Here is a 12,910-nt window from a genome sequence, read left to right as displayed (position 1 = left end):
GGTGGATCGCCCCCCGGCCGCCGTCCGGCGCGGACTACCATCACTGCATGACCCGTGTACTGCTCGCCGAGGACGACGCGTCCATCTCGGAGCCGCTGGCCCGTGCCCTGCGCAGGGAGGGTTACGAGGTCGAAGTGCGTGAGGACGGCCCGACCGCGCTCGACGCGGGACTGCAGGGCAACATCGACCTCGTCGTACTCGACCTGGGGCTGCCCGGCATGGACGGCCTGGAGGTCGCCCGGCGCATGCGCGCCGAGGGCCACACGGTGCCCGTCCTCATCCTGACCGCCCGCGCCGACGAGGTGGACACCGTCGTCGGCCTGGACGCCGGCGCCGACGACTACGTCACCAAGCCGTTCCGCCTCGCCGAACTCCTCGCCCGCGTACGGGCCCTGCTGCGGCGCGGCGCCGCCGAGCCCCAGCAGCCGCCCGCCACACACGGCGTCCGCATCGACGTCGAGTCGCACCGCGCGTGGATGGGCGACGAGGAACTCCAGCTCACCGCCAAGGAGTTCGACCTGCTGCGGGTCCTGGTGCGCGACGCCGGCCGCGTCGTCACCCGCGACCAGCTGATGCGCGAGGTCTGGGACACCACCTGGTGGTCGTCGACGAAGACCCTCGACATGCACATCTCCTGGCTGCGCAAGAAGCTCGGTGACGACGCCGCCAACCCGCGCTACATCGCCACCGTGCGCGGCGTCGGCTTCCGTTTCGAGAAGAGCTGACGTACTGGTACAGCTATGCGCCGCCGTCTGATCAACTCCACGCTCGCCGTCGTGCTCGTCGTGATCGCTGTCTTCGGGGTCTCGCTCGTCATCGTCGAGACCCGCACGATCACCAACAGCGCCCAGGAGCGGGTGGACTCCGAGGCGGTCCGGCTCGTCAGCATCGTCGACAGCCGGCTCCTCGGTGACGAACAGGTCAGCGGCGCGATCCTGGAGAACCAGGTCGGCCCCGACCGGTACGCCAGGATCGAGCTGCCGGGGCGCGCCCCCATCCAGATCGGGAAGCGCCCCGCAGGGGACGTCATCCAGGCCACCGCCAAGGGCGAGAAGGGCGAGACGGTCACCGTCGAGGAGCCCCGCTCCTCCGTCACCCGCGAGGTCGGCCGCACCCTGCTGATCATCGCCGGAGTGGCGCTGCTCGCCGTCGTCGCCGCGGTCCTGCTCGCCGTACGCCAGGCCAACCGGCTCACGTCCCCGCTGACCGACCTCGCCTCCACCGCGGAGCGCCTCGGCTCGGGCGACCCCCGTCCGCGTCACCGCCGCTACGGGGTGGCCGAGCTGGACCGGGTCGCCGACGTCCTCGACTCCAGCGCGGAGCGGATCGCCCGCATGCTGACCGCCGAGCGGCGCCTGGCGGCCGACGCCTCGCACCAGCTCCGTACGCCCCTCACGGCGCTCTCCATGCGCCTGGAGGAGATCACCGTCACCGATGACCTGAACACGGTGAAGGAGGAGGCGACGATCGCGCTCGCGCAGGTCGAGCGGCTCACGGACGTCGTGGAGCGGCTGCTCACCAACTCGCGCGACCCGCGTACGGGGTCCGCGGTCTCCTTCGACCTCGACGAGGTCATCAAGCAGCAGCTGGAGGAGTGGCGCCCCGCCTACCGCAGCGCGGGCCGCGCCATCGTCTCCTCGGGCAAGCGGCATCTGAAGGCCGTGGGCACGCCGGGCGCCGTCGCCCAGGTGCTCGCCGCGCTGATCGAGAACTCCCTCATGCACGGCGGCGGCACGGTCGCGCTGCGCACCCGTGTCACCGGCAACCAGGCCGTCGTCGAGGTCACGGACGAGGGGCCCGGGGTGCCGGCCGACCTGGGTGCGCGGATCTTCGAGCGGACCATCAGCGGCCGCAACTCGACGGGTATCGGCCTCGCGGTCGCCCGCGACCTGGCCGAGGCGGACGGCGGCCGCCTGGAGATGCTCCAGACGAACCCGCCGGTGTTCGGCCTGTTCCTGTCGCGTACGCCGCTGAAGAAGGCGTCGCCCGGTGAGGAGACGGAGACGGTCCGCTAGCGGACCGGCCGGTGAGCGGCCCCGGCTCGGTCAGCGGTGGGTGCGCTGTACGTCGGAGCGGCGGTCCTCGCGCCCGTCCCGCCCGTCCCGCCCGTCCTGGGACTCCCCCAGGAACGATTCAGCGCCGGCGGCGGTCTTGCGGCCGGGCAGCGTCTTGAAGACCCACGTGCGGTACGACCAGAACCGGAACAGGGTCGCGATACCGATGCCGACGACCTTGAAGACGTTGCGCTGCAGCGAGCTGTCCCAGCCGAAGCCGTAGATCGCCATGTACAGGACGCCGTTCTCGATCACCAGGCCGACCGCGCTGAACGCCAGGAACAGCGTCAGCTCCCGCGTCCGGCCGCTCTTGTCGCGGTCACGGTAGGTGAAGTAGCGGAACCCCACGTAGTTGAACGCGATGGCGATGACCGTGGCGACGATGTTCGCCCGCACGGCCTGAAGGTTCGTGGTGTGCCACAGAAAGTTGGAGACGCCGAAGTTCACGAGGGTTCCGAGCGCGCCCACGGCGCCGAACTTGGCGACCTCGCGGCCCAGCTGGTCGAGTCGCGCACGCCATGCGGCAGGTCCGTTCATCGTGCTCGCCCCAGCCCCCGTAGTTCCGATATATCGACTCGGTCATGCTAACCAGACGGCAGGTCGGGCGCCTGGGGACGCCTAAACCAGGCATCGCGGGGCGGCCGATACCCTGGGGGTGTGACGTTCCCGGTAGTCGGCATGGTCGGCGGGGGGCAGCTCGCTCGTATGACACACGAGGCGGGCATCCCGCTCGGCATCAAGTTCAAGCTCCTCAGTGACACTCCTCAGGATTCCGCGGCTCAGGTGGTCAGCGATGTCGTCATCGGCGACTACCGCGACCTGGACACGCTGCGTGACTTCGCGCGGGGCTGTGACGTGATCACCTTCGATCACGAGCACGTGCCCACGGAGCACCTGCGGGCCCTGGAGGCGGACGGTATCCCCGTGCGCCCAGGACCCGAGGCGCTGGTGCACGCCCAGGACAAGGGTGTGATGCGCGCGAAGCTCATACAGATCGGCGTTCCCTGCCCGCGCCACCGCCTCGTGAAGGATCCCGCCGACGTGGCGGCCTTCGCGGCGGAGGGCGCCGCTGACGGCGATTCCGCCAGTGACGGTTTCCCCGTGATCCTCAAGACGGTGCGCGGTGGCTACGACGGGAAGGGGGTGTGGTTCGTACGGTCCCTGGAGGACGCTGCCGAGCCCTTCAAGGCCGGCGTCCCCGTCCTCGCGGAGGAGAAGGTCGACTTCGTACGGGAGCTCGCGGCCAATGTCGTCCGCTCCCCGCACGGCCAGGCCGTGGCCTACCCCGTCGTCGAGTCCCAGCAGGTCGACGGCGTGTGCGACACGGTGATCGCGCCCGCCCCCGGTCTCGACGAGGGCCTCGCCCTGCGTGCGGAGGAACTGGCCCTGCGGATCGCGAAGGAGCTCGGTGTCGTCGGGCACCTCGCGGTCGAGCTCTTCGAGACCCGTGGACCCGACGGGACTCCCGGCATCCTGGTCAACGAACTGGCGATGCGCCCGCACAACTCCGGCCACTGGACCCAGGACGGGGCCGTGACCTCGCAGTTCGCGAACCACGTCCGCGCCGTCCTCGACCTCCCCCTCGGCGACCCGCGCCCGCGCGCCCCCTGGACGGTCATGTGCAACGTCCTCGGCGGCGACTACCCGGACATGTACTCCGCGTACCTGCACTGCATGGCCCGCGACCCGAAGCTGAAGATCCACATGTACGGCAAGGACGTGAAGCCCGGACGCAAGGTCGGCCACGTCAACACCTACGGCGACGATCTGGACGACGTGCTGGAGCGCGCCCGTCACGCAGCCGGCTACCTCAGAGGAACGATCACCGAATGAGCACGTCCCCTGTCGTTGGCATTGTCATGGGTTCCGACTCCGACTGGCCCGTCATGGAGGCCGCCGCCCAGGCTCTCGACGAGTTCGAGATCCCCTACGAGGTGGATGTCGTCTCCGCGCACCGCATGCCGCGCGAAATGATCGCGTACGGCGAGCACGCGGACGGCCGCGGCCTCAAGGCGATCATCGCGGGCGCCGGGGGAGCGGCCCACCTGCCGGGCATGCTCGCCTCCGTGACCCCGCTGCCCGTCATCGGCGTCCCGGTCCCGCTGAAGTACCTCGACGGCATGGACAGCCTGCTGTCCATCGTGCAGATGCCCGCGGGCGTCCCCGTCGCCACCGTCTCCGTCGGCGGCGCGCGCAACGCGGGCCTCCTCGCGGCCCGCATCCTCGCCACCCACGACGAGGAACTCCTCGGCCGCATGCGGGAGTTCCAGCAGGAGCTGAACGACCAGGCCACGGAGAAGGGCAAGCGGCTGCGGGCCAAGGTCGACGGCGCGTCCGGCTTCGGCTTCGGGAAGTGACCGCGATGACCACCTCCCTGGAGCGGGCCCGCGCGATACTCGCCGACTTCCCCGTCGTCGACGGCCACAACGACCTGCCGTGGGCGCTGCGCGAGCAGGTCGCGTACGACATCGACGCGCGGGACATCGCCGTCGACCAGAGCGCGCACCTGCACACCGACCTGGCCCGGCTGCGGGCCGGCGGGGTCGGCGCGCAGTTCTGGTCCGTGTACGTGCGCTCGGACATGGCCGGTGACGACGCGGTCAGCGCGACGCTGGAGCAGATCGACTGCGTCCAGCAGCTGATCGAGCGCTACCCCGCCGACCTGCGCCGCGCGCTGACGGCCACCGACATGGAGGCCGCCCGCGCCGAAGGCCGTATCGCGTCCCTCATGGGCGCCGAGGGCGGCCACTCCATCGACAACTCGCTGGCCACGCTGCGCGCGCTGCACACGCTGGGCGTGCGCTACATGACGCTCACGCACAACGACAACATCGCGTGGGCGGACTCGGCGACGGACGAGCCGGGCGTCGGCGGACTCTCGCCCTTCGGCCACGAGGTCGTACGGGAGATGAACCGGGCCGGCATGCTTGTCGACCTCTCGCACGTGGCGGCGACCACGATGCGGGCCGCGCTCGATACCTCGGTCGCGCCGGTGATCTTCTCCCACTCGTCCTCGCGCGCCGTGTGCGACCACCCGCGCAACATCCCGGACGACGTCCTGGAGCGGCTGCCCGCGAACGGCGGCGTCGCGATGGCCACGTTCGTGCCGAAGTTCGTCCTCCAGGCCGCCGTCGACTGGACGGCCGCCGCGGACGACAATCTGCGCGCGCACGGCTTCCACCACCTGGACACGTCGCCGGAGGCGATGAAGCTCCACCGCGTGTTCGAGGAGGCGCACCCGCGCCCGGTCGCGACCGTCTCCACGGTCGCCGACCATCTCGACCACATGCGTGAGGTCGCCGGCGTCGACCACATCGGCATCGGCGGCGACTACGACGGCACGGCGTTCCTGCCGGACGGCCTCGGCGACGTCTCGGGCTACCCGAACCTGATCGCGGAACTCGTCGACCGCGGCTGGTCGGCCCCCGACCTCGCCAAGCTGACCTGGCAGAACGCGGTACGGGTCCTCGGCGCGGCGGAGGACGTGGCCCGGGACGAGCAGTCCCGCCGCGGCCCGTCGAACGCGACGCTGGAGCAGCTCGACGGCTGAACGGCCTGACTCAGGGGCCGGGCTCGAGGGCCCTGGCTCGACGGCTGAGCGGCCGGCCGTGCTCGACTGCCCGCAGTCCTGTGCAAGAACCTCCGGAGTTCTTCGGCTCCGGAGGTTTGGGCCGCCCGGTGTCGCCCGAACGCGCCGCCCACCAGGTGGGTGCGGGCCATGCCGTGTGACGGTGATCTTTACTGCCGACACCGTCGATGCCCGGAGCTTTGCCATGGCAGACCTGCAGTCCGAACTGACCGCCGCCACCGAGATAGGTGAGCTCGACGAGCTCAGCTCACCGACGACCGACGAGCTCACCTCACCGACCGACGAGCTCGCCCCACCGATCCAGGAGGCTCCCCAGCCCCCCGCGGACGACCCGCTCGACCGCGCCCGTGCCCTCCTCGCGAACCACCCCGTCGCCGACGGCTACTGCGGTCTGCCCGCAACGCTGCGCACGCTGCCCTGGTACGACCTCGAACTGGGCGAGAGCTCCGTCGACACCGACCTCCCCCGGCTGCGTGACGGAGGCGTCGGCTCCCTCCTGTGGACGCTGCGCCTGCTGCCCGGCACGGCGCACGCCGAACACCCCGTCACCGCGGTCCTCGAACAGCTCGACCTCGCCAAGCACGTCGTGGCCGAGTACCCCGAGGGCCTGCGCCCGGCCCGCTCCGCCTCCGAGCTGTGCGACGCCCGCGACTACGGCCGCATCGGCGTCCTCATGGGACCCGCCCCGGCCGCGGCCATCGGGGACTCCCTCGCCACGCTGCGCGCCCTGCACAAGCTGGACCTGCGCGTGCTCGCGCTCAGCGGCACCTCCTGGGCCACGGAGGCGGGGCTGACCCGGTTCGGCGAGGAGGTGGTGCGCGAGATGAACCGGCTCGGCGTCCTCGCCGACCTCACCGGCGCCTCCGAGCGCACGGTCCGCCGGGTCCTCGCCGTCGCCAAGGCCCCGGTGATCTTCACCCACTCCGGGGCCCACGCCCTCAACAGCCACCCGGACAACGTCCCCGACGACCTGCTCGCCGAACTGGGCGCCGCCAGGGGCGTGTGCCTCGTGCCGTGCTCCGCGGAGCGCACAGGAGCCGAACTCGGCGATGTCGCCGACCATCTGGACCATGTGCGGCGGGTGGCGGGCCCGCAGTCCGTCGGCCTCTCCGGCGCGTACGACACCGGAGCCGTGCACCCGGAAGGCCTCGCCGACGTCTCGCGCTATCCGCACCTCATCGCGGAACTGATCGCGCGGGGCTGGCCGGACTCGGATCTGGCGCAGCTCACGTGGGGCAACGTCCAACGCGTGCTGCGCGAGACGGAGTTCGCGGCGCGGGCCGCCGCGCTGCGCCGCCCGCCGTCGACGGCGAGGATCGAAGGCCTCGACACCTGACGGAGGGGGCGCAGGGAAGCGGACTCAGCAGGCGCACAGGCAGAACGGGTGCCCTGCCGGGTCCGCGTAGACCCGCCAGGTGCGCGAGCGGTCCTCCGCGTCGAGGACCCTCGCGCCCAGGGCCAGTACGCCCTTCTCCGCCGTGTCGAGGTCCTCGACCGTGAGGTCCAGGTGGAACTGCTGCGGCCGGTCGGGCGCGGGCCAGGCCGGCGCTACGAAGTCGGGTGCCGCCTGGAACGCGAGCGGCCGGCTGCCCGGCACCTCCAGGTCGACCCACGTGCCGTCGTCGCTCGTGACGGTCCCGCCGAGCACCGCCGCGTAGAAATCGGCGAGCGCGCGCGGTTCGGGACAGTCCAGGACGACGACACCCAGCGTGGCGAGAGCCATGACATCTCCTCTACAGGGGTTCAGGCGGCTATGGGGGTTCAGGCAGCCGGGCGGCCCATCGCCCGGTACGTCCAGCCCGCCTCGCGCCACAGCACCGGGTCGAGCGCGTTGCGCCCGTCGAGGATCAGCGGCGTGCCGGCCAGCGCGCCGAGCGCCGCCGGGTCCAGCTCGCGGAACTCGCGCCACTCCGTCAGGTGCAGCACCACGTCCGCGCCCCGCACGGCCGCCTCGGCGGACTCCGCGTAGCCGAGCGTGGGGAACAGACGCCGGGCGTTGTCCATGCCCTTCGGGTCGTAGACCGTGACCTGGCCGCCCTGGAGGTGGATCTGGCCCGCGACGTTGAGCGCCGGGGAGTCGCGTACGTCGTCGGAGTCCGGCTTGAACGTGGCGCCGAGCACCGCGACCCGCTTGCCCAGGAACGATCCGCCGCCGAGCGCCTCGCGGGTCATCTCGACCATCTGGCCGCGGCGCCGCATGTTGATGGAGTCGATCTCGCGCAGGAACGTCAGCGCCTGGTCCGCGCCCAGCTCACCGGCGCGCGCCATGAACGCCCGGATGTCCTTGGGCAGGCAGCCGCCGCCGAAGCCGATCCCGGCCCGCAGGAACTTGGCGCCGATCCGCTCGTCGTAGCCGATCGCCTCCGCGAGCTTCTTGACGTCGCCGCCCGCGGCCTCGCACACCTCGGCCATGGCGTTGATGAAGGAGATCTTCGTCGCGAGGAACGAGTTGGCGGCCGTCTTGACCAGCTCGGCCGTCGGGAAGTCGGTCACCACGAACGGCGAGCCCTGCCCGACCGGCGTCGCGTACACCTCGCGCAGCGTCTTCTCGGCGCGGTCGCTGCGCACGCCGACCACGATCCGGTCCGGGTGCAGCGTGTCCTGGACGGCGAAGCCCTCGCGCAGGAACTCCGGGTTCCAGGCCAGCTCGACCTCGCCGCCTGCGGGCGCGAGCTCCAGGATGCGGGCCGCGAGCCGCTCGGCGCTGCCGACGGGCACGGTCGACTTGCCGACGACGAGCGCCGGCCTGGTCAGGTGCTCGGCCAGCGATTCCACCGCGGCGTCGACGTAACTCATGTCGCAGGCGTACTCGCCGTGCTTCTGCGGGGTGTTCACGCACACGAAGTGGACGTCACCGAACTCGGCGACCTCGGCCCAGTCCATGGTGAAGCGCAGCCGCCCGGTGGATCCCTCGATCCCGGCGACGTGCTTGCGCAGCAGCTCCTCCAGACCGGGCTCGTACATGGGGACCTCGCCCCGCGTGAGCATCTCGATCTTCTCGGGCACGACATCGAGCCCGAGGACCTCGAAGCCGAGTTCGGCCATGGCGGCGGCGTGCGTGGCGCCGAGGTAGCCGGTGCCGATCACGGTGATCTTCAAGGCCATGGGAGCTCCAGAGGTGTACGGCTGCAGTGCGGTGCCCGAGCATAGTCGGGCGTGATGCGGCCCCTCACAGGGCAGGTTTCCCCTGTCGCGTAGCTCACGTATCCCTCGGGTGGGCGGGAGCATAAAATTTGGGTTACTTAACGGTAATTAGCGTCCTTGGAGCGTGAGACACCTTGGCAGGATCGCCCGAATTCGACCTGTACCGTCCGGCCGAAGAGCACGACATGCTCCGCGAGTCCGTGCGGGCCCTGTGCGAGGCCAAGATCGCGCCGTTCGCCGCAGCGGTGGACGAGGAGGCGCGTTTCCCGCAGGAGGCCCTCGACGCCCTCGTCGCGAACGACCTCCAGGCGGTGCACGTACCGGAGTCCTACGGCGGCGCCGGAGCCGACGCCCTCGCGACCGTCATCGTGATCGAGGAAGTGGCCCGCGTCTGCGCCAGCTCCTCCCTCATCCCGGCCGTGAACAAGCTGGGCTCGCTGCCCGTCATCCTCTCCGGCTCCGAGGAGCTGAAGAAGAAGTACATGACGCCGCTCGCCAAGGGCGAGGGCATGTTCTCGTATTGCCTCTCCGAGCCGGACGCGGGCTCGGACGCGGCGGGCATGAAGACGCGCGCGGTCCGCGACGGCGACTCCTGGGTCCTCAACGGCGTGAAGCGCTGGATCACCAACGCCGGCGTCTCCGAGTTCTACACGGTGATGGCCGTCACCGACCCGACCAAGCGCTCGAAGGGCATCTCCGCCTTCGTCGTCGAGAAGTCCGACGAGGGCGTCTCCTTCGGCGCCCCGGAGCGCAAGCTCGGCATCAAGGGCTCCCCGACGCGCGAGGTCTACCTCGACAACGTCCGTATTCCGCTGGACCGCATGATCGGCGAGGAGGGCACCGGCTTCGCCACCGCGATGAAGACCCTGGACCACACCCGCATCACCATCGCGGCCCAGGCACTCGGCATCGCCCAGGGCGCCCTCGACTACGCCAAGGGCTACGTCAAGGAGCGCAAGCAGTTCGGCAAGCCGATCGCCGACTTCCAGGGCATCCAGTTCATGCTGGCCGACATGGCGATGAAGATCGCCGCCGCCCGCGCCCTCACCTACCAGGCCGCGGCCGCCTCCGAGCGCCTCGACGCCGACCTCACCTTCCAGGGCGCCGCGGCCAAGTGCTTCGCCTCGGACGTCGCCATGGAGGTCACCACGGACGCCGTCCAGCTCCTCGGCGGCTACGGCTACACCCGTGACTACCCGGTCGAGCGCATGATGCGCGACGCCAAGATCACGCAGATCTACGAGGGCACGAACCAGGTCCAGCGCATCGTCATGGCGAGGAACCTGCCGTAGTCCGGACGATTTGAAGCAGCCCCCGGCGCGCCACGCCGGGGGCTGTTCCGCGTCCGGCCGCAGTGGTCGGAACCGTCAACTCCCAATGCAGCAAGGACCGTACGCGGTCCGTGACGTGTGTCGTACGCTGTGCGCCTGTGGTCGCGCCCTGCGGGGCGCGGGCCGCGTGGGGCCGGGGGGCCGCCGTACCTGCGGGCCGGCTCGTGACGCGCACTCCCGGTGGTTACGAGGGAGTTGGGTGATGGTCATGGGGGGCCTGACGGACCGGCACGTGGTCGGGCAGCGGATCGGTGACCTGGCCGATGAGCGTGGCCTCGCGCCGAGAGCCGAGGAACTCCAGGCGCTGGCCGGGGCGTTGCGCGCCGCCGACACCGACGGCCTCGGCGTCTGGGCAGACCTGGACCTGCTCGCCGCGTACGGGCGGCCGGAGAGCGTGGCGGTCGACCCGGCCGTCGAACACAAGGCGTGGGGCTGGCTGGAGGCCGGGCTCGGCGCGCTGGTCTTCCTGCCGCTGCTGTTCACCTGGCACGGCCTGACCCAGGCGTCCAGCGCGTACGGGGCGCTGACGGGCGACAACCCGAAGGCGGCGGCGCGGCCCTTCCTCCAGCTGTGGCAGTCCGGGTTCGAGGGACACCTCGCCGGGCTCTACACCTTCGGCACGGTCGCGACGAGCGCGACGGTGGCGATCGCCGTGCTGTTCGCGCTGGCGCTCGTGCACAGCTTCCGCAAGGCCGCGGTCGACCGTCGCGAGGAGGACGCGCGCCGTGCCGCCGAGCAGCTGATGGCGCGTCTGGTGCCGGCGCTCAGCCGTGCCCAACTCGTCCTGAACGAACACCGGATGTCGTCCCCGGTCAGGTTCGCCGCCGAACTGACGGGCGCCGCCAAGACGCTGACCCGGCTCGGCAACCGGGCCGCGAAGACCAACTCCGAACTCGCCGCCGCCGCCGAGACCGTCGGCGCCGCGCTGAAGGAGGCGGAGCGCCAGCTGGGAGCGGTCGGCACCTCCGTACGGCCGCTGGAGGAAGCTGCCGGACGGATCGAGACGGCCGTCAGCGGCAGCGGTGCGATGGTGCGCGAGGCGCTTGAGGACGTCCGGTCCGTGAACGGCGAGGTCCGCGACAGCCTGGGCAGGGCCGGGGAGCGGGTCGAGGACTCGGTGACGGTCCTGGCCGCCTCGCAGCGGTCGTTCACCACCGGCATCGAGGTCGCGGCGGATGTGTCGGCGCAGGTTCTGGGGCGCCTCGACGCCGCCGCGGAGGAGTCCGCGCGCCTGTTCGCCGCCGCCGAGGAAGCCGTACGGGAGTCCCGGAAGGCGGCGGAGGAGACGCAGGACGCCGTGCGGGACTCGCAGAGCGCCGCGCAGGAGACCCAGACCGTGGTGCGGGCGATGGCCCAGCAGGCCGGTGCGCTGCGCGAGACGGCCGAGAAGTTCGCCCGGCTCGTGGAACTGGTGCAGAACTCCGGGGGAGTCGGGCTGCCCGTTCCCAGGCCGCCGGAGGGCGCACCGCCGGCGCCGCCCGTACCACCGTGGTCCGCGCGCGGTGTGGATCTGGGCAAGCCCGGCGACGCGAGTGAGGCCGGGGGTTACTCCGTCGACGATGCCGTGCCGGGCCGGACGGGCTCCGCGGGATGAGGGCGCGCAGGTTCAACCCGCTGCATCTGGCGGGCTGGCTCTTCGCCGACATGCTGCTGGTCCTCGCGCTCGTCGCGATGGGCGACCAGGGCGACCCCCAGGCCGCCGAGGCCCGGCCGACGCCCTCGGCGTCCGCGAGCGGCAGGCCCACACCGTCGAAGAGCCCCGAGCACAAGGGCCCGCGCGCGGTGACCCGTACGCCCGTCAAGGTGTCCATCGACGCCGCTCAGGGGGACCGGGCCCGTATCGAGAAGCGGCTGCGTGAGGTGACGGCGAAGTACCGGGGACGCCAGGCGGCGTTCGTCCTCACCTTCGGCCGCAACAGCGATCCGGGAGCCGGCGGCGCGTACGCCCACGAGGTCAACTCGCTGCTGGAGAAGGCCCGTCCGGACATGTTCAGGAACGCGACCACCCGCGACTTCTGGAAGGGCGCGGCCTCCGGGGGCCATGCCGACATCGAGATCTACTTCTACACCTACGCGAACTGACGACAGGCTTTCCGGAGGCACGAGGCCATGCAGATTCTGCCGTTCTACCTGCTGTGCGACGAGTCGGGCTCGATGACGGGAGACCCGATCGAGGCGATCAACAGCGCATTGCCCGAGCTTCACCACGAGATCAGCACCAATCCGACGGTCGCCGACAAGACCCGGTTCTGCCTGATCGGTTTCTCCGACGAGGCGAAGGTGCTCCAGCCCCTGGTCGACCTGAGCGACATCGAGGAGGTCCCGGCGCTCGCCGCGGGCGGACTGACGTCGTACGGCGCGGCCTTCCGCGAGCTGCTGCGCTGCGTCGAGGCGGACGTCGCGTCGCTGAAGGCGCAGGGGCACGAGGTGTACCGGCCGGTCGCGTTCTTCCTGTCCGACGGCATTCCCACCGACGACGGCTGGGAGCAGGACCACAAGGACCTGCTGGGCTCGAAGTACGCCCCGAAGATCATCGCGTTCGGGATCGGTGACGCGGAGCCCGCGACGATCGGCCAGGTGGCGAACTTCCGGGCGTTCATGCAGCAGGACTCGACCGTGTCACCGGCGAAGGCCCTGCGGGAGTTCGCGTCCAGCCTGACCCGCTCCATCGTCCGGTCGGCGAGCAGCATCCCGGCCGACGGCGGATCCGGTTTCACCCTGGCCGTGGACGAGACCGTCCCGGGCTTCTCCACCGTCTCCCTCGACAAGCTGTGAGTGAAGGGCGTACGCGG

General features: G+C 71.2%; 13 protein-coding genes. 10 read left to right on the top strand and 3 right to left on the bottom strand.

Annotated elements, in window-relative coordinates:
- Window positions 1-47 precede the first annotated feature (47 nt).
- Both ACIPWY_RS15660 and ACIPWY_RS15655 read left to right on the top strand, forming a co-directional pair.
- Complete coding sequence (locus tag ACIPWY_RS15660; protein ID WP_362897580.1) at window positions 48-725, top strand: response regulator transcription factor; 678 nt, start codon at window positions 48-50, stop codon at window positions 723-725.
- A 15-nt stretch (window positions 726-740) separates the two neighbouring features.
- Window positions 741-2,015, top strand: a complete 1,275-nt coding sequence (locus ACIPWY_RS15655; RefSeq protein ID WP_362897578.1) for an ATP-binding protein — start codon at window positions 741-743, stop codon at window positions 2,013-2,015.
- Window positions 2,016-2,045: 30 nt separating this feature from the next.
- Here the strand turns inward: ACIPWY_RS15655 and ACIPWY_RS15650 are convergent, their stop codons facing one another.
- Window positions 2,046-2,591, bottom strand: a complete 546-nt coding sequence (locus ACIPWY_RS15650; RefSeq protein ID WP_393705450.1) for a GtrA family protein — start codon at window positions 2,589-2,591, stop codon at window positions 2,046-2,048.
- A gap of 120 nt (window positions 2,592-2,711) precedes the next feature.
- Here ACIPWY_RS15650 and ACIPWY_RS15645 point away from each other — a divergent pair, with 120 nt between their 5' ends.
- The 4 genes from ACIPWY_RS15645 to ACIPWY_RS15630 all read left to right on the top strand — a co-directional run bounded on the left by ACIPWY_RS15645 (window position 2,712) and on the right by ACIPWY_RS15630 (window position 6,979).
- Complete coding sequence (locus tag ACIPWY_RS15645; RefSeq protein WP_389548032.1) at window positions 2,712-3,887, top strand: 5-(carboxyamino)imidazole ribonucleotide synthase; 1,176 nt, start codon at window positions 2,712-2,714, stop codon at window positions 3,885-3,887.
- Window positions 3,884-4,411, top strand: a complete 528-nt coding sequence (purE, locus tag ACIPWY_RS15640; protein WP_362897574.1) for a 5-(carboxyamino)imidazole ribonucleotide mutase — start codon at window positions 3,884-3,886, stop codon at window positions 4,409-4,411. Before ACIPWY_RS15645 ends, purE begins: the two co-directional genes overlap by 4 nt.
- A 5-nt stretch (window positions 4,412-4,416) precedes the next feature.
- The gene (locus ACIPWY_RS15635; RefSeq protein ID WP_362897573.1) at window positions 4,417-5,604 is read left to right on the top strand and encodes a dipeptidase; all 1,188 of its coding nucleotides are present in this window, start codon (window positions 4,417-4,419) and stop codon (window positions 5,602-5,604) included.
- A gap of 223 nt (window positions 5,605-5,827) precedes the next feature.
- Window positions 5,828-6,979 (top strand): dipeptidase, encoded by a 1,152-nt coding sequence (locus ACIPWY_RS15630; protein ID WP_393705451.1) that lies wholly within the window; start codon window positions 5,828-5,830, stop codon window positions 6,977-6,979.
- A gap of 24 nt (window positions 6,980-7,003) precedes the next feature.
- Here ACIPWY_RS15630 and ACIPWY_RS15625 read toward each other — a convergent pair whose 3' ends face one another.
- Complete coding sequence (locus tag ACIPWY_RS15625) at window positions 7,004-7,366, bottom strand: VOC family protein (RefSeq protein ID WP_362897569.1); 363 nt, start codon at window positions 7,364-7,366, stop codon at window positions 7,004-7,006.
- A 38-nt stretch (window positions 7,367-7,404) separates the two neighbouring features.
- Window positions 7,405-8,748, bottom strand: a complete 1,344-nt coding sequence (locus ACIPWY_RS15620; protein ID WP_362897567.1) for a UDP-glucose/GDP-mannose dehydrogenase family protein — start codon at window positions 8,746-8,748, stop codon at window positions 7,405-7,407.
- Between the two features lie 173 nt (window positions 8,749-8,921).
- Between ACIPWY_RS15620 and ACIPWY_RS15615 the strand changes: the two genes are divergently transcribed.
- From ACIPWY_RS15615 to ACIPWY_RS15600, 4 genes are all read left to right on the top strand, one after another.
- Window positions 8,922-10,079: an acyl-CoA dehydrogenase gene (locus tag ACIPWY_RS15615; protein ID WP_362897565.1), complete on the top strand. Its 1,158-nt coding sequence runs from the start codon at window positions 8,922-8,924 to the stop codon at window positions 10,077-10,079.
- A 247-nt stretch (window positions 10,080-10,326) separates the two neighbouring features.
- Complete coding sequence (locus ACIPWY_RS15610; RefSeq protein ID WP_393705452.1) at window positions 10,327-11,712, top strand: hypothetical protein; 1,386 nt, start codon at window positions 10,327-10,329, stop codon at window positions 11,710-11,712.
- Window positions 11,709-12,200 carry a hypothetical protein gene (locus tag ACIPWY_RS15605; protein ID WP_362897561.1) on the top strand — a complete coding sequence of 164 codons (492 nt, stop codon included), beginning with the start codon at window positions 11,709-11,711 and terminating at the stop codon, window positions 12,198-12,200. Before ACIPWY_RS15610 ends, ACIPWY_RS15605 begins: the two co-directional genes overlap by 4 nt.
- Window positions 12,201-12,227: 27 nt before the next feature.
- Complete coding sequence (locus ACIPWY_RS15600) at window positions 12,228-12,893, top strand: VWA domain-containing protein (RefSeq protein WP_362897559.1); 666 nt, start codon at window positions 12,228-12,230, stop codon at window positions 12,891-12,893.
- Window positions 12,894-12,910: the final 17 nt, after the last annotated feature.

Source organism: Streptomyces sp. NPDC090032, assembly GCF_044748025.1.
GTDB lineage: Bacteria > Actinomycetota > Actinomycetes > Streptomycetales > Streptomycetaceae > Streptomyces.
This window is presented reverse-complemented; position numbering and strand designations above follow the sequence as displayed.